General features: G+C 55.8%; 15 protein-coding genes. 12 read left to right on the top strand and 3 right to left on the bottom strand.

Features of this window, described 5'->3' with window-relative positions:
* The first annotated feature begins 4 nt into the window (after positions 1–4).
* From ubiJ to tatD, 6 genes are all read left to right on the top strand, one after another.
* Positions 5–610, top strand: a complete 606-nt coding sequence (ubiJ, locus tag NUX24_RS19405; RefSeq protein ID WP_047652233.1) for a ubiquinone biosynthesis protein UbiJ — start codon at positions 5–7, stop codon at positions 608–610.
* Complete coding sequence (gene ubiB / locus NUX24_RS19400; protein WP_257833525.1) at positions 607–2247, top strand: ubiquinone biosynthesis regulatory protein kinase UbiB; 1641 nt, start codon at positions 607–609, stop codon at positions 2245–2247. The genes ubiJ and ubiB overlap by 4 nt, the downstream gene beginning before the upstream one ends.
* A 76-nt stretch (positions 2248–2323) precedes the next feature.
* Positions 2324–2578, top strand: coding sequence for a Sec-independent protein translocase subunit TatA (gene tatA, locus NUX24_RS19395; protein WP_024908000.1), 255 nt, complete (start codon positions 2324–2326; stop codon positions 2576–2578).
* Between the two features lie 3 nt (positions 2579–2581).
* The gene (tatB, locus tag NUX24_RS19390; protein WP_047059130.1) at positions 2582–3124 is read left to right on the top strand and encodes a Sec-independent protein translocase protein TatB; all 543 of its coding nucleotides are present in this window, start codon (positions 2582–2584) and stop codon (positions 3122–3124) included.
* Positions 3125–3126: 2 nt separating this feature from the next.
* On the top strand, positions 3127–3897 hold the full coding sequence (gene tatC, locus NUX24_RS19385) for a Sec-independent protein translocase subunit TatC (protein ID WP_023309607.1): 771 nt from the start codon (positions 3127–3129) through the stop codon (positions 3895–3897).
* Between the two features lie 41 nt (positions 3898–3938).
* Complete coding sequence (gene tatD / locus NUX24_RS19380) at positions 3939–4721, top strand: 3'-5' ssDNA/RNA exonuclease TatD (protein ID WP_047647022.1); 783 nt, start codon at positions 3939–3941, stop codon at positions 4719–4721.
* On the opposite strand, the gene rfaH is transcribed toward tatD, so the two are convergent.
* On the bottom strand, positions 4718–5209 hold the full coding sequence (rfaH, locus tag NUX24_RS19375; protein WP_033146887.1) for a transcription/translation regulatory transformer protein RfaH: 492 nt from the start codon (positions 5207–5209) through the stop codon (positions 4718–4720). The genes tatD and rfaH overlap by 4 nt on opposite strands.
* A gap of 173 nt (positions 5210–5382) precedes the next feature.
* On the opposite strand from rfaH, the gene ubiD reads away from it, so the two are divergent.
* Positions 5383–6873, top strand: a complete 1491-nt coding sequence (ubiD, locus tag NUX24_RS19370; RefSeq protein WP_161496003.1) for a 4-hydroxy-3-polyprenylbenzoate decarboxylase — start codon at positions 5383–5385, stop codon at positions 6871–6873.
* A gap of 42 nt (positions 6874–6915) precedes the next feature.
* Entirely contained in the window at positions 6916–7617 is a 702-nt protein-coding gene (gene fre / locus NUX24_RS19365; protein ID WP_008501516.1) for an NAD(P)H-flavin reductase, read from the top strand.
* A gap of 125 nt (positions 7618–7742) precedes the next feature.
* On the opposite strand, the gene fadA is transcribed toward fre, so the two are convergent.
* Entirely contained in the window at positions 7743–8906 is a 1164-nt protein-coding gene (gene fadA, locus NUX24_RS19360) for an acetyl-CoA C-acyltransferase FadA (RefSeq protein ID WP_063408166.1), read from the bottom strand.
* 9 nt (positions 8907–8915) lie between these two features.
* Positions 8916–11105 (bottom strand): fatty acid oxidation complex subunit alpha FadB, encoded by a 2190-nt coding sequence (fadB, locus tag NUX24_RS19355; RefSeq protein ID WP_257833514.1) that lies wholly within the window; start codon positions 11103–11105, stop codon positions 8916–8918.
* 190 nt (positions 11106–11295) lie between these two features.
* Here fadB and pepQ point away from each other — a divergent pair, with 190 nt between their 5' ends.
* Genes pepQ through hemG form a run of 4 tightly spaced genes read left to right on the top strand, consistent with a single transcriptional unit; the run spans position 11296 to position 15290 of the window.
* Positions 11296–12627 carry a Xaa-Pro dipeptidase gene (gene pepQ / locus NUX24_RS19350; protein WP_045888442.1) on the top strand — a complete coding sequence of 444 codons (1332 nt, stop codon included), beginning with the start codon at positions 11296–11298 and terminating at the stop codon, positions 12625–12627.
* Positions 12627–13241, top strand: a complete 615-nt coding sequence (locus tag NUX24_RS19345) for an IMPACT family protein (RefSeq protein WP_214577596.1) — start codon at positions 12627–12629, stop codon at positions 13239–13241. Before pepQ ends, NUX24_RS19345 begins: the two co-directional genes overlap by 1 nt.
* Before the next feature lie 41 nt (positions 13242–13282).
* On the top strand, positions 13283–14734 hold the full coding sequence (gene trkH, locus NUX24_RS19340; RefSeq protein ID WP_257833512.1) for a Trk system potassium transporter TrkH: 1452 nt from the start codon (positions 13283–13285) through the stop codon (positions 14732–14734).
* A 10-nt stretch (positions 14735–14744) separates the two neighbouring features.
* Positions 14745–15290, top strand: coding sequence for a menaquinone-dependent protoporphyrinogen IX dehydrogenase (gene hemG / locus NUX24_RS19335; protein WP_032662851.1), 546 nt, complete (start codon positions 14745–14747; stop codon positions 15288–15290).
* Positions 15291–15701 lie beyond the last annotated feature (411 nt).

Below are 15701 nucleotides of genomic sequence, written 5' to 3'. Positions count from 1 at the left end.
TCCCGTGCCCTTTAAACCCTTAGTCTCCGCAGGCATCGAGAATGTACTGAACGCTTTTCTGTATCGCGCCCCTGCGCTGAAAGCAGCTCGTCAGCGGCTTAACGGAAAGGTATTACGCATTGTTTTAAAAGAGTTCTCGACGCCGCTTGTGCTGGTATTCAGCGAACGCCAGCTTGACGTTCTGGGGGCGTGGGAAGGTGAAGCAGACTGCTCGGTCATCACGCACATGAGCGTGCTGCCAAAACTGCGCGATCGCCAGCAATTAACGGCGCTTATCCGCAGCGGTGAGCTGGAAGTGGAGGGCGACATTCAGGTCGTGCAGAACTTCGTTGCGCTCACCGATTTGGCAGAATTCGATCCGGCAGAGCTGCTCGCGCCTTTTATCGGCGACATTGCCGCCGAAGGCATCGGGAAAGTCCTTCATGGTGGCGCCTCCTTTGCGCGTAAAAGCCTCCAGCGCCAGCAACGCTATGCGACGGAAGTGCTGACTGAGGAGTGGCGAATGGCGCCCGGGCCACTGGAAGTTGCATGGTTTGCGGAAGAAACCGCTGCTGTTGAACGTGCGGTGGATGCGTTAACCAAACGGCTGGAAAAACTGGAGGGCAAATGACGCCTGGTGAAATTCGGCGCCTCTATTTTATTATTCGCACCTTTTTGAGCTACGGGCTCGACGAGCTTATCCCCAAAATGCGTATCACGCTGCCGCTTCGTATCTGGCGGCGGATGCTCTTCTGGATGCCCAATCGCCATAAAGGTCAACCGCTGGGTGAGCGTCTGCGCCTCGCGCTGCAGGAACTCGGCCCGGTATGGATTAAATTCGGGCAGATGCTGTCTACCCGCCGCGATCTCTTCCCGCCTCTGATTGCCGATGAGCTCGCGATGCTGCAGGATCGCGTCGCACCGTTTGACGGCGCGCGCGCGAAAAAGCAAATTGAAGAGGCGATGGGAAATGTCCCCGTCGAGACCTGGTTTGACGATTTCGACATTAAGCCACTGGCATCGGCCTCTATCGCGCAGGTGCACACCGCACGTTTGAAAGAAAACGGCAAAGAAGTCGTTATTAAAGTCATTCGTCCGGACATCCTGCCAGTCATCAAAGCGGACATGAAGCTGATTTATCGTCTGGCGCGCTGGGTGCCACGCCTGCTGCCGGACGGGCGTCGTCTTCGTCCACTGGAAGTGGTGCGGGAATATGAAAAAACGCTGATTGATGAGCTAAACCTGCTGCGCGAATCGGCGAATGCCATTCAGCTGCGTCGCAACTTTGAAAACAGCCCGATGCTCTATGTGCCTGAAGTCTATTCTGACTACTGCAGCCAGAACATGATGGTGATGGAGCGTATCTACGGTATTCCGGTTTCGGACGTGTTGGCCCTGGAGAAACAGGGAACGAATATGAAGCTCCTGGCCGAACGTGGCGTACAGGTCTTCTTTACCCAGGTGTTCCGCGACAGCTTTTTCCATGCGGACATGCATCCGGGCAATATCTTCGTAAGCTACGAACATCCTGAGGATCCGAAGTATATCGGTATCGACTGCGGAATTGTGGGTTCACTGAACAAGGAAGATAAACGGTATCTGGCTGAGAACTTCATCGCGTTCTTCAACCGCGACTACCGTAAGGTGGCCGAGCTGCACGTCGATTCCGGCTGGGTGCCGCCGGACACCAACGTCGAAGAGTTCGAGTTCGCGATCCGGACCGTTTGTGAACCGATTTTTGAAAAACCGCTGGCGGAAATTTCCTTTGGGCACGTGCTGTTGAACCTGTTCAACACGGCTCGCCGCTTTAATATGGAAGTTCAGCCACAGCTAGTTTTACTTCAGAAAACATTACTTTACGTTGAGGGTGTAGGCCGACAGCTCTATCCTCAGTTAGACTTGTGGAAGACCGCGAAACCTTTCCTTGAATCCTGGATTAAGGATCAGGTTGGCATTCCGGCGCTGGTGCGCTCGCTGAAAGAGAAAGGCCCGTTCTGGATAGAAAAAATGCCTGAAATTCCTGAACTGGTTTATGACAGTTTGCGTCAGAGCAAGAACCTTCAGCACAGCATGGATAAAATCGCCCGCGAACTTCAGTCCAGCCGCGTTCGCCAGGGGCAGTCACGCTATCTCTTTGGGATTGGCGCAACGCTGCTGCTGAGCGGTACGCTGCTGCTGATCAATCGTCCGGACTGGCAGATGATGCCCGCCTGGCTGATGGCTGGCGGGGTGGTAGTCTGGCTAGCCGGCTGGCGAAAAACGCGCTGAGCGTGCGTCGCTATCGACGGGTCGCACACGTATAATGCGACCTGACTCATTAATCATCTATCCCTGAGGAACATGTATGGGTGGTATCAGTATCTGGCAATTGTTGATCATTGCCGTCATCGTCGTGCTGCTGTTTGGCACCAAAAAGCTCGGTTCTATTGGTTCCGATCTGGGCGCGTCTATCAAAGGCTTCAAGAAAGCGATGAGCGATGATGAGAGCAAGCAGGATAAAACCAGCCAGGACGCTGACTTTACTGCTAAATCCATCGCCGACAAGCAAGAAGAAGCCAAAAAGGAAGACGCTAAACGCCACGATAAAGAACAGGTGTAAGTCGTGTTCGACATTGGTTTTAGTGAGCTCCTGCTGGTCTTTGTGATTGGCCTGATTGTGCTGGGGCCGCAGCGTCTGCCGGTGGCAGTGAAAACCGTTGCGGGCTGGGTTCGTGCGCTGAGATCGCTGGCATCGACCGTTCAGAATGAACTGGCGCAGGAGCTTAAGCTGCAGGAATTTCAGGAAAGCCTGAAAAAGGTCGAGAAGGCGAGCATGGATAACCTGACGCCGGAACTGAAAGCGTCAATGGATGAGCTGCGCGAAGCGGCGGAATCCATGAAGCGCTCTTACAGCGTCAACGATCCTGAAAAAGCGAGCGATGAAGCGAACACCATTCATAACCCGGTGGTGAAGGGCAGTGAGGAGCAGCGCGAGGGCGTAACGCCTGCCAGCGCTGAACATCAGGCTGCCGCGCCGGAACAGACGCCGCAGGAAACCGAAGTGAAAAAACAGGCGCAGCCGGAAGAGCCGGTAGCAAAAACGGCGGAAGTGAAGCCCGCTGCGTCCGTTTCCGAATCATCCCCCTCGTCGAGTGATAAAGCGTAAACATGGCAGTAGATGATACTCAACCGCTGATTACGCACCTCATTGAGCTGCGTAAGCGCCTGTTAAACTGCATTATTGCGGTTTTACTCATATTCCTGTGCTTGGTCTATTTTGCCAACGATATCTATCAGGTGGTCTCTGCGCCGCTGATCAAGCAGATGCCGCTGGGCGCAACGATGATTGCAACAGACGTTGCTTCTCCGTTCTTTACCCCCATCAAGCTGACCTTCTGGGTGTCGTTGATTGCCTCTGCGCCGGTCATTCTTTACCAGGTGTGGGCGTTTGTGGCGCCCGCGCTGTATAAGCATGAACGCAAGCTGGTGATCCCGCTGCTGGTGTCCAGCTCGCTGCTGTTCTATATCGGCATGGCGTTTGCCTATTTCGTTGTCTTCCCGCTGGCCTTCGGCTTCCTGACGCATACCGCGCCGGAAGGGGTCCAGGTGTCGACGGATATCGCCAGCTACCTCAGCTTTGTGATGGCGCTTTTTATGGCGTTTGGCGTGGCATTCGAAGTGCCGGTGGCCATTGTGCTGCTCTGCTGGGTAGGAGTAACGACCCCGGATGACCTGCGTAAGAAGCGTCCGTATATCCTTGTGGGCGCATTTGTTGTCGGCATGCTGCTGACACCGCCGGATGTGTTCTCGCAGACGCTGCTGGCCATACCGATGTACTGTCTGTTTGAGGTCGGCGTTTTCTTCTCGCGTTTCTACGTGGGTAAAGGACGTCGAGCGGATGACGAAGACGATACGTCCGACAAGACCACTGAAGAGTAAAACCAGCCGCCCGTCAGGGCGGTTGTTATATGGGGATTTGCATGTTTGATATCGGACTCAACCTGACCAGCTCGCAGTTTGCGAAAGATCGTGATGAGGTGGTTGCGCGTGCGTTTGCCGCCGGGGTGAAAGGACTGCTGCTGACGGGCACCAACCTGCATGAGAGCGAGCAGGCGCAGCAGCTGGCGCAACGTTACGATCGCTGTTGGTCTACCGCTGGCGTGCATCCTCACGACAGCAGCCAGTGGACCGCGGAAAGTGGCGACACCCTGTACAGGCTGGCGAAGACGCCAGACGTTGTAGCGATCGGCGAATGCGGTCTCGATTTCAACCGTAACTTTTCCACGCCTGAAGAGCAGGAAAAGGCGTTTACTGCCCAGCTTGCGCTGGCGGCAGAGCTTGGAATGCCCGTGTTTATGCACTGTCGCGACGCGCATGAGCGTTTTCTGGCGCTTCTGGATCCGTGGCTGGAGAAACTGCCCGGCGCGGTACTGCACTGCTTCACCGGTTCACGGCAGGAAGCGCTGGATTGCCTGGCGCGAGGGCTTTATCTGGGTATTACCGGCTGGGTGTGCGATGAGCGCCGCGGGCTTGAACTTCGTGAGCTGTTGCCGGTAATCCCGGCTGACCGGCTGCTTCTTGAAACCGATGCGCCTTATCTGCTACCGCGCGATATGAAACCCAAACCGGCATCGCGGCGCAATGAGCCCGCGTATCTGGGGCACATTGTGGAGAGCGTTGCGAAGTGGCGCGGAGAGGATCCGCACTGGCTTTCGGCGCAGACGGATGACAACGTGCGTAACCTGTTCGGGATAAACGTTTAAAGCTTGCGGAAGTCGGTGTTTTTAACGCTCTGCAGCACCTGCTTGTTCAGCAGATTGAGCAACAGCATAGAGCGGGCTTCCCCGTCCGGCTCGGCAAAAATCGCCTGCAGGCCTTCGAAAGCGCCTTCGGTAATGACGACGCTATCGCCCGAGTAAGGAGTTTCGGGGTCGGTGATCCCTTCAGGCTGTTGATAAATTGACAGCTGATGAATGACCGTTGACGGAACTGTTGCCGGGTGGGCACCAAAACGAACGAAGTGGCTGACGCCGCGCGTTGCGCTGATGGTGGTGGTGTGGATGACTTCCGGGTCGAACTCCACGAAGAGGTAGTTCGGGAACAACGGCTCACTGACGGTTGTGCGCTTCCCGCGCTGCATTTTTTCAAGCGTGATCACGGGTGTCAGGCAATTTACAGACTGACGTTCAAGATGTTCCTGCGCGCGCTGAAGTTGCCCGCGTTTGCAATACAGTAAATACCAGGCCTGCATAATCACTCTTTCCCTTAGTTCGGGGCGCAAGCATATCAAAACCCTGGCGGGATCGCTAAGTTGATTATAATGGGGGAAAATGGAACAGAACGCATAAGTTCACGCTTATTTAACAAAATTACAGCATCAAGCAGGCTTACGCCGTATAATGAAGCGCTTACAGAGAGGCCATGATTAACTGCATGAAATACCACGATCTCCGCGACTTCCTGACGCTGCTGGAAAAGCAGGGTGAACTCAAACGTATTACACTTCCTGTCGATCCTTATCTGGAAATGACAGAAATTGCTGATCGCACCCTGCGTGCCGGTGGCCCCGCATTACTGTTTGAAAATCCGAAAGGTTACTCCATGCCGGTGCTGTGCAACCTATTTGGTACACCGCGTCGTGTTGCACTGGGAATGGGGCAGGAAGACGTCTCTGCGCTGCGTGAAGTCGGTAAACTGCTGGCGTTTCTGAAAGAGCCGGAGCCACCGAAGGGCTTTCGCGATCTGTTCGACAAACTGCCGCAGTTTAAGCAGGTGCTGAATATGCCCACCAAACGCCTGCGCGGCGCGCCGTGCCAGCAGAAAGTGCTGGAAGGCGATGCGGTAGATCTGACTAAAATCCCTATTATGCAGTGCTGGCCTGAAGATGCCGCGCCGCTGATTACCTGGGGGCTGACCGTTACGCGCGGCCCGCACAAAGAGCGGCAAAACCTCGGTATTTACCGCCAGCAGTTGATTGGCAAGAATAAACTCATCATGCGCTGGCTGTCGCATCGCGGCGGCGCGCTGGATTTCCAGGAGTGGTGCGCTGCGCATCCGGGGGAACGCTTCCCGGTGTCTGTCGCCTTAGGCGCCGATCCGGCCACCATTCTGGGAGCCGTCACACCCGTGCCGGATACACTCTCTGAATATGCATTTGCAGGCCTGCTGCGCGGAACGAAAACCGAAGTCGTGAAGTGTATCTCTAACGATCTCGAAGTTCCGGCCAGTGCGGAAATTGTGCTGGAAGGTTACCTCGAGCAGGGTGAAATGGCGCCAGAAGGCCCCTACGGCGACCACACCGGCTATTACAACGAAGTGGATAACTTCCCGGTGTTTACCGTGACGCATATTACGCAGCGTGAAGATGCGATTTATCACTCCACGTATACCGGACGTCCACCGGATGAACCGGCGGTGCTGGGCGTGGCGCTGAATGAAGTTTTTGTGCCGATCCTGCAAAAGCAGTTCCCGGAAATTGTTGATTTTTATCTGCCGCCTGAAGGATGCTCGTATCGCATGGCGGTGGTCACGATGAAGAAGCAGTATCCTGGTCATGCTAAACGCGTGATGATGGGCGTATGGTCTTTCCTGCGCCAGTTTATGTATACCAAATTTGTTATTGTCTGCGATGATGACGTTAACGCCCGCGACTGGAATGACGTAATCTGGGCCATTACCACGCGAATGGACCCGGCGCGCGATACGGTGTTAGTCGAAAATACGCCGATAGATTACCTGGATTTTGCCTCGCCGGTTTCCGGCCTTGGCTCAAAGATGGGACTGGATGCCACAAATAAATGGCCTGGCGAAACCGACCGTGAATGGGGTCGCCCGATCAAAAAAGATCCTGCTGTGACCGCGCGCATTGACGCGATCTGGGACGAGCTGGCCATAATGAATAACGGTAAACCCTGAGCTGACCGTTAAGCCCTATAGACTTCCCGACAGAGAGAGCGAATGACAACCTTAAGCTGTAAAGTGACCTCGGTAGATGCCATCACCGACACCGTATATCGCGTCCGTTTAGTGCCAGAAGCGCCATTCTCTTTCCGCGCGGGTCAGTACCTGATGGTCGTGATGGATGAGCGTGATAAGCGTCCTTTCTCCATGGCCTCCACGCCAGCGGAGCAGGAATTTATTGAGCTTCATATTGGTGCGTCAGAGCTTAACCTGTATGCGATGGCCGTCATGGACCGCATTCTGAAAGAGCGCGAGATCGTAGTGGATATTCCGCACGGCGATGCGTGGCTGCGCGATGACGAAGACCGTCCGCTGATCCTGATCGCTGGCGGTACGGGCTTCTCTTACGTGCGCTCCATTCTGCTGACCGCCCTGGCGCGTAACCCTGACCGCGACATCACCATTTACTGGGGTGGCCGCGAAGAGAAACATCTGTACGACCTGTCTGAGCTGGAAGCGCTGAGCGTAACCCATCCTAACCTGCGCATTGAGCCGGTGGTTGAGCAGCCGGAAGAGGGCTGGCGTGGTCGTAGCGGTACGGTGCTGACGGCGGTGCTGCAGGATCATGGTACGCTGGCAGGGCACGATATCTATATCGCTGGCCGTTTTGAGATGGCGAAAATTGCCCGCGACCTGTTCTGTAACGAACGTGACGCGCGTGAAGACCGCCTGTTCGGCGATGCTTTTGCGTTTATCTAAATAAAAAACCCGCCCCTGACAGGCGGGAAGAACGGCAACTAAACTCTTTCTCTTCGCCAATGACGCCATAACTGCGTTGGCTGCGTTCGTTCTGACGTCATTGGCTTTGAGATACTTTTCCTGATTTACACTCTCTCAAACACCGTCGCGATACCCTGACCCAGCCCGATACACATCGTTGCCAGGCCAAACTGGGCATCTTTGCGTTCCATCAGGTTGATAAGCGTCGTGCTGATACGCGCCCCGGAGCAGCCCAGCGGGTGACCGAGGGCGATCGCGCCGCCGTTGAGGTTAATCTTCTCGTCGATCTGCTCCATCAGCCCCAGATCCTTAATGCACGGCAGGATCTGCGCGGCGAACGCTTCGTTCATTTCAAACAAGTCGATGTCGCTGGCGGCTAATCCCGCTTTTTTCAGCGCCAGCTTCGAGGCCGGAACCGGACCGTAACCCATGATTGAAGGATCGCAGCCCACGACCGCCATCGAACGTACCCGAGCGCGAGGCGTTAAGCCCAGCTCGCGGGCACGACTTTCGCTCATCACCAGCATCGCGGCGGCACCGTCGGACAGCGCCGACGAAGTACCTGCCGTTACCGTACCGGTGACCGGATCAAACGCAGGGCGCAGGGTAGAAAGTGCTTCTACGGTGGTTTCCGGGCGGATGACTTCGTCGTAGCTGAACTGCTTGAGTACGCCGTCAGCGTCGTGGCCGCCGGTCGGGATGATCTCATTCTTAAAGGCACCGGACTGCGTCGCCGCCCATGCGCGAGCGTGAGAGCGTGCGGCAAAGGCATCCTGCATTTCACGGCTGATGCCGTGCAGACGAGAGAGCATCTCGGCGGTCAGGCCCATCATCCCCGCGGCTTTCGCCACGTTACGGCTCATGCCAGGATGAAAATCGACCCCGTGGCTCATCGGCACGTGACCCATGTGCTCAACGCCGCCCACCAGGCAGGCCTGCGCATCACCGGTCATGATCATCCGCGCCGCGTCGTGCAGAGCCTGCATTGACGAACCGCACAGGCGGTTGACGGTGACGGCCGGAACCGAATGCGGGATCTCCGCCAGCAGCGACGCGTTACGGGCGATGTTGAAACCTTGCTCCAGGGTCTGCTGCACGCAGCCCCAGTAGATATCGTCCAGCGCAGCAGGATCCAGCGCCGGGTTACGCGCCAGCAGGCTACGCATCAGATGCGCGGAGAGGTCTTCCGCACGCACGTTACGGAATGCACCGCCTTTTGAACGGCCCATCGGGGTGCGAATCGCATCAACAATGACAACCTTTTCCATTGTGACTCCTTAAGCCGTTTTCAGCTCGCCAACCGGACGGGCTGGCTCAACTGCTGGATAGTAGGGTTCGTTATGGCGCGCTTTGTTACGCAGCCCTTCCGGCACCTCATAAAGCGGGCCGAGGTGCTGATACTGCTGAGCCATATCGAGATAGCGGGCGCTGCCGAGCGTGTCCAGCCAGCGGAACGCGCCGCCGTGGAACGGAGGGAAGCCCAGGCCGTACACCAGCGCCATGTCGGCCTCTGCCGGGCTGGCGATGATGCCTTCTTCAAGGCAACGCACCACTTCGTTGATCATCGGGATCATCATGCGGGCGATGATTTCATCGTCGGTGAAGTCACGTTTTGGCTGGCTGACGTCGGCCAGCAGGCCATCCACCGCGGCATCTTCTTCTTTCTTCGGTTTGCCTTTGCTGTCTTCTTTATAGCGCCAGAAGCCCAGGCCGTTTTTCTGGCCGAAGCGGTTAGCATCGAACAAAGCGTCAATGGCGTCGCGATAATCTTTCTGCATACGCTGCGGGAAGCCTGCCGCCATCACCGCCTGAGCATGGTGGGCGGTATCAATGCCGACCACATCCAGCAGATACGCCGGGCCCATCGGCCAGCCGAACTGTTTCTCCATTACTTTGTCGATTTTGCGGAAGTCCGCACCGTCGCGCAGCAGCTGGCTGAAGCCGGCGAAGTAAGGGAACAGCACGCGGTTGACGAAGAAGCCCGGGCAGTCGTTAACAACGATCGGCGTTTTGCCCATCTTGCTCGCCCATGCCACCACTTTAGCGATGGTTTCGTCAGAGGTTTTTTCCCCGCGGATCACTTCGACCAGCGGCATACGGTGTACCGGGTTGAAGAAGTGCATCCCGCAGAAGTTTTCCGGACGCTTCAGCACGCTCGCCAGTTCGCTGATTGGAATGGTGGAGGTGTTAGAGGCCAGCACGGTCTCAGGACGAACTTTATCTTCCGTTTCTGCCAGCACCGCTTTTTTGACTTTCGGGTTCTCGACGACGGCTTCGACTACTACGTCCACGCGGTCGAAACCGCTGTATTCCAGCACGGGCTGAATGGTGGAGATCACACCTGCAAGCTTCAGCCCGTCAATTTTTCCGCGCTCCAGCTGTTTATTCAGCAGCTTGGCCGCTTCGGTCATGCCCAGCGTCAGGGATTTCTCGCTGATGTCTTTCATCACTACCGGCACGCCTTTCCAGGCCGACTGGTAAGCGATGCCGCCACCCATAATGCCGGCGCCGAGTACCGCCGCATGTTTTGGCGTCTCAACGTTTTTGGTCAGCTGTTTGGCTTTACCCTTCACAAACTGATCGTTGAGGAAGATACCGACCAGCGCGCGAGCTTCATTGGTGTGAGCCAGCGGGACAAAGCTCTGATTTTCGAGCTTCAGCGCTTCATCGCGTCCGAGACGAGCGGCCGCTTCAATGGTTTTCACCGCCGTGATCGGCGCCGGGTAGTGTTTACCCGCCGTCTGCATCACCATGCCTTTGGCGATGGTGAAGCTCATGGTGGCTTCAATCTTGCTGAGTTTTAACGGTTCCAGCTTCGGCTGGCGTTTGGCTTTCCAGTCGAGATCGCCGTTAATGGCCTGACGCAGAATGGCGATTGCGCCTTCAACCAGTTTCTCAGGCTTCACGACGCCGTCGACCAGGCCAATTTTCTGCGCCTGTTCTGCGCCGACATCTTTACCCGCGGCAATGATCTCCAGCGCGCTGTCGGCACCGAGCATGCGCGGCATACGGACGGAGCCGCCAAAGCCCGGCATGATGCCCAGCTTGGTTTCCGGCAGGCCGATGCGCAGGTCCGGCGTCGCCAGACGGTAGTCGGTCGCGAGTACGCATTCGCAGCCGCCGCCCAGCGCGTAGCCGTTAACGGCGGAAATGGTCGGGACAGGTAAATCTTCCAGACGATTAAAGACGCTGTTGGCAAAGTGCAGCCACTGGCTCAGCTGTTCTTCCGGAACCAGGAACAGCGAAAGGAATTCGGTGATATCGGCACCGACGATAAAGGCCGCTTTGTTCGAACGCAGCAGCAGCCCTTTTAATTCAGGTTGTTTTTCAAGAACATCCAGCGCCTGGCCAAGACTGGCCACCGTCGCGGTATCAAGCTTGTTCACTGAGCCGGGGGCATCGAACACCAGTTCGGCAATGCCATCTTCCAGCCAGTTGAGGTACAGGGTGTCGCCTTTGTAGAGCATGTCAGTCTCCTGAATCCAGCAATTGGATCTGGTCATACCAGATGAATCGGAGTGTGGGATTTATGTTAATAAAATGCAAATTACTCATTAAGAAATTGCTGCATTGATCACGGTCGGTGGAAATCACGCAGCCGGAGTGAGGTGTGCTAAGATGCGATGACTTGAGGTCAAAAAAACGAAAGGAAGAATGATGGACTCACTGGCTTCGCTTTATAAAAATCATATCGTTACCCTACAGGAACGTACCCGCGATGTACTGGCCCGCTTTAAGCTGGATGCGCTGCTGATCCACTCCGGCGAGCTGATGAATACCTTTCTGGATGACCACGCTTATCCGTTTAAGGTGAACCCGCAGTTTAAAGCCTGGGTGCCGGTGACTCAGGTTCCAAATTGTTGGCTGCTGGTGGATGGCGTGAACAAGCCGAAGCTGTGGTTCTACCTGCCGGTCGATTACTGGCACAACGTAGAACCGCTGCCGACCTCTTTCTGGACGGAAGAAATTGATGTGATTGCGCTGCCGAAAGCGGACGGCATTGGCAGCCAGCTGCCTGCCGCGCGGGGCAACATCGCCTATATTGGCCCTGTTCCGGAGCGCGCGCTGGGTCTGGATATTCCGGCAGACAAACTCAATCCGAAAGGGGTGCTGGATTACCTGCACTATTACCGCGCGTATAAAACCGACTACGAACTTTACTGCATGCGTGAAGCGCAAAAAACGGCGGTGAATGGCCACCGTGCCGCACACGAAGCATTCCAGTCGGGGATGAGCGAGTTCGACATCAATCAGGCCTATCTGACCGCGACGGGCCACCGTGATACCGACGTGCCGTACAGCAATATCGTCGCGCTGAACGAGCACGCGTCTGTGCTCCATTACACCAAACTGGATCACCACGTACCGTCGGAAATGCGCAGCTTCCTGCTTGACGCAGGCGCCGAGTACAACGGCTACGCGGCCGACCTGACCCGTACCTGGGCGGCGAATGCGGATACCGATTTCGCGCAGCTGATTAAAGACGTGAACGATGAACAGCTGGCGCTGATTGCCACCATGAAGGCGGGAACCAGCTATGTGGATTATCACATCCAGTTCCATCAGCGCATCGCAAAACTGCTGCGTAAACATCAGATTGTGAAAGACATGAGCGAAGAGGCGATGGTCGAAAACGATCTGACCGGGCCATTCATGCCGCATGGTATCGGTCACCCGCTGGGCCTGCAGGTTCACGACGTTGCGGGCTTTATGCAGGATGACACCGGCACGCACCTGGCGGCACCGTCTAAATATCCTTACCTGCGCTGCACCCGTATTCTGGAGCCGCGTATGGTGCTGACGATTGAACCGGGGATCTACTTTATCGAATCCCTGCTGGCGCCGTGGCGTGAAGGCCAGTTCAGCAAGCACTTCAACTGGGAAAAAATTGACGCGCTGAAGCCGTTTGGCGGTATTCGCATCGAAGATAACGTGGTGGTTCACGAAAACGGTATTGAGAATATGACGCGAGACCTGAAGCTGGCCTGATGGAAAGCTGGCTGATACCGGCTGAACCGGTCACCTTTGTTGAGGAAATCAAGAAAAGCCGCTTTATTACGCTGCTGGCGCATACCGACGGCGTAGAGGCGGCAAAGGCGTTTGTCGAATCCGTTCGGGCTGAGCATCCTGACGCGCGTCACCACTGTGTGGCGTGGGTGGCAGGGCCGCCGGACGATTCACAACAGCTGGGGTTTTCCGACGACGGTGAACCGGCGGGCACGGCCGGTAAACCCATGCTTTCGCAGCTGATGGGCAGCGACGTGGGTGAAATTACCGCCGTGGTGGTGCGCTACTACGGCGGCATCCTGTTGGGCACGGGTGGGCTGGTAAAAGCCTATGGCGGCGGAGTTCAGCAGGCACTGAATATGCTCACAACGATCCGCAAAACGCCGCTCACCGAATATACTTTGTTGTGCGATTACGCTCAGCTATCGGGCATTGAAACGCTGCTCAAACAGTTTAACGGCGTCATCGCGCACAGTGAATATCAGGCAATGGTGCAATTACGCGTGGCGCTTCCGCAGGCGGAGCTGGCTGCTTTTTCAGCAAAACTGGCTGATTTTAGTCGTGGTTCGTTGCAATTGCTGCCGATTGAAGAATAATCCCCACCTCACTTTTATGAATACCAAAGGAAGCGGCAGAGATGCATTTTCGTGCCATAACCCGAATCGTTGGACTGCTGGTCATACTCTTTTCCGGGACGATGATTCTCCCAGGACTGGTGGCGCTTATCTATCGGGACGGCGCGGGGCGGGCTTTTACCCAGACCTTTTTTGTCGCGCTGGCGATCGGCTCGCTGCTGTGGTGGCCAAACCGTCGTCAGAAAGGTGAGCTGAAATCTCGCGAAGGATTTCTGATTGTGGTCCTGTTCTGGACGGTGCTGGGGAGCGTCGGTTCGCTGCCCTTCATCTTCTCTGAACAGCCTAACCTGAGCATCACGGATGCCTTTTTTGAATCGTTCTCCGGTTTAACAACCACCGGGGCGACGACGCTGGTGGGGCTGGATTCACTCCCGCACGCCATTCTCTTTTATCGTCAGATGCTGCAGTGGTTCGGGGGGATGGGGATCATCGTCCTGGCAGTGGCTATTCTTCCTATTCTGGGCGTTGGCGGCATGCAGCTTTATCGCGCCGAAATGCCCGGGCCGCTGAAAGATAACAAAATGCGCCCGCGTATTGCCGAGACGGCGAAAACCCTCTGGCTTATCTATGTATTACTGACGGTGGCCTGTGCGGTGGCGCTATGGTTTGCCGGGATGCCGGCTTTCGACGCCATCGGACACAGCTTTGCGACGATTGCTATCGGCGGGTTTTCCACCCACGATGCCAGCGTCGGATACTTCGACAGCCCAACGATTAACACCATCATTGCCATTTTCCTGCTGATTTCGGGCTGTAACTACGGTCTGCACTTCTCTTTACTGAGCGGGCGCAGCCTGAAGGTGTACTGGCGTGACCCGGAGTTCCGCATGTTCATTGGCGTCCAGCTGACGCTGGTGATCATCTGTACCCTGGTGCTGTGGTTCCATAATGTTTACAACTCCGCGCTGACTACGCTAAATCAGGCGTTCTTCCAGGTGGTATCGATGGCGACGACCGCCGGGTTTACCACGGACAGCATCGCGCGCTGGCCGCTGTTCCTGCCGGTGCTGCTGTTATGCTCTGCATTTATCGGGGGCTGTGCGGGGTCTACGGGCGGTGGCCTGAAGGTGATTCGTATTCTGCTGCTGTTTAAGCAGGGGAACCGTGAGCTGAAGCGCCTGGTCCACCCTAACGCGGTTTACAGCATTAAGCTGGGGAACCGCGCACTGCCGGAACGTATCCTCGAAGCGGTGTGGGGGTTCTTCTCGGCGTATGCGCTGGTCTTTATCGTCAGCATGCTGGCGATTATCGCGACGGGGGTGGATGATTTCTCCGCCTTTGCGTCCGTCGTAGCAACATTGAATAACCTCGGGCCCGGCCTGGGCGTTGTGGCGGATAACTTTGCCAGCATGAACCCGGTCGCGAAATGGATCCTCATCGCCAATATGCTGTTTGGTCGTCTTGAGGTCTTTACGCTGCTGGTGCTGTTCACCCCTACATTCTGGCGCGAGTAAGGAGCCGTTGATGAAAACATTGATTCTTTTCTCTACGCGAGACGGGCAAACGCGTGAGATTGCCGCTTATCTGGCGTCGGAATTAAAAGAGCTGGGTATTTACTCTGATGTGGTGAACCTGAACCGTGCGGAGCAGATAGCCTGGCAGGAGTACGATCGCGTGGTAATTGGCGCGTCAATTCGTTACGGGCATTTCCATCCGGCGCTGGATCGCTTTGTGAAAAAGCACACGGCGGTACTCAACAAATTGCCCGGTGCGTTTTACTCGGTCAACCTGGTCGCACGTAAAGCCGAGAAGCGTACGCCACAAACGAACAGCTACACGCGCAAGTTTTTACTCGGCTCGCCGTGGCAGCCAGACCTGTGCGCCGTCTTTGCCGGCGCGCTGCGCTATCCTCGCTACCGCTGGTATGACCGCTTTATGATCCGCCTGATTATGAAGATGACCGGGGGTGAAACCGATACGCGTAAAGAAGTGGTTTATACCGACTGGTCGCAGGTGGCCAGTTTTGCGCGGGAAATCGCACATTTAACGGGCGATTCGCGACATAAATAAGCGTTAAGTTTGAAAAGTGAGCGAACGAAAAGTTTTTTGTATTTTATGCTTGTCACGTCGGAATAACTCCCTATAATGCGCCTCCACTGACACGGAACAACGGCACACACGCCGCCGGGTCAGGAGAGAAAAGCGAAAATAAACGCTTGACTCTGAAGCGGGAAAGCGTAATATGCACACCCCGCGCCGAAGCGAAAAGCGAAGCGGCACTGCTCTTTAACAATTTATCAGACAATCTGTGTGGGCACTCAAAGTGACATGGATTCTTAATGTCTTCGGACAATAAATGAATACCAAGTCTCTGAGTGAACATACGTAATTCATTACGAAGTTTAATTCACGAGCATCAAACTTAAATTGAAGAGTTTGATCATGGCTCAGATTGAACGCTGGCGGCAGGCCTAACACATG

Origin of the sequence: Enterobacter sp. HG048 (assembly GCF_024702055.1) — a bacterium.
GTDB lineage: Bacteria > Pseudomonadota > Gammaproteobacteria > Enterobacterales > Enterobacteriaceae > Enterobacter > Enterobacter dykesii.
The sequence above is the reverse complement of the archived record's forward strand: the minus strand, read 5'-3'. Positions and strand labels throughout refer to the sequence as shown.

Excerpts from the sequence above, each read along its gene's own strand:
- ubiB (WP_257833525.1), top strand. The coding sequence starts at position 607 with ATGACGCCTGGTGAAATTCGGCGCCTCTATTTTATTATTCGCACCTTT.
- tatA (WP_024908000.1), top strand. The coding sequence starts at position 2,324 with ATGGGTGGTATCAGTATCTGGCAATTGTTGATCATTGCCGTCATCGTC.
- tatC (WP_023309607.1), top strand. The coding sequence starts at position 3,127 with ATGGCAGTAGATGATACTCAACCGCTGATTACGCACCTCATTGAGCTG.
- tatD (WP_047647022.1), top strand. The coding sequence starts at position 3,939 with ATGTTTGATATCGGACTCAACCTGACCAGCTCGCAGTTTGCGAAAGAT.
- rfaH (WP_033146887.1), bottom strand. The coding sequence starts at position 5,209 with ATGCAGGCCTGGTATTTACTGTATTGCAAACGCGGGCAACTTCAGCGC.
- fre (WP_008501516.1), top strand. The coding sequence starts at position 6,916 with ATGACAACCTTAAGCTGTAAAGTGACCTCGGTAGATGCCATCACCGAC.
- fadA (WP_063408166.1), bottom strand. The coding sequence starts at position 8,906 with ATGGAAAAGGTTGTCATTGTTGATGCGATTCGCACCCCGATGGGCCGT.
- fadB (WP_257833514.1), bottom strand. The coding sequence starts at position 11,105 with ATGCTCTACAAAGGCGACACCCTGTACCTCAACTGGCTGGAAGATGGC.
- pepQ (WP_045888442.1), top strand. The coding sequence starts at position 11,296 with ATGGACTCACTGGCTTCGCTTTATAAAAATCATATCGTTACCCTACAG.
- NUX24_RS19345 (WP_214577596.1), top strand. The coding sequence starts at position 12,627 with ATGGAAAGCTGGCTGATACCGGCTGAACCGGTCACCTTTGTTGAGGAA.
- trkH (WP_257833512.1), top strand. The coding sequence starts at position 13,283 with ATGCATTTTCGTGCCATAACCCGAATCGTTGGACTGCTGGTCATACTC.
- hemG (WP_032662851.1), top strand. The coding sequence starts at position 14,745 with ATGAAAACATTGATTCTTTTCTCTACGCGAGACGGGCAAACGCGTGAG.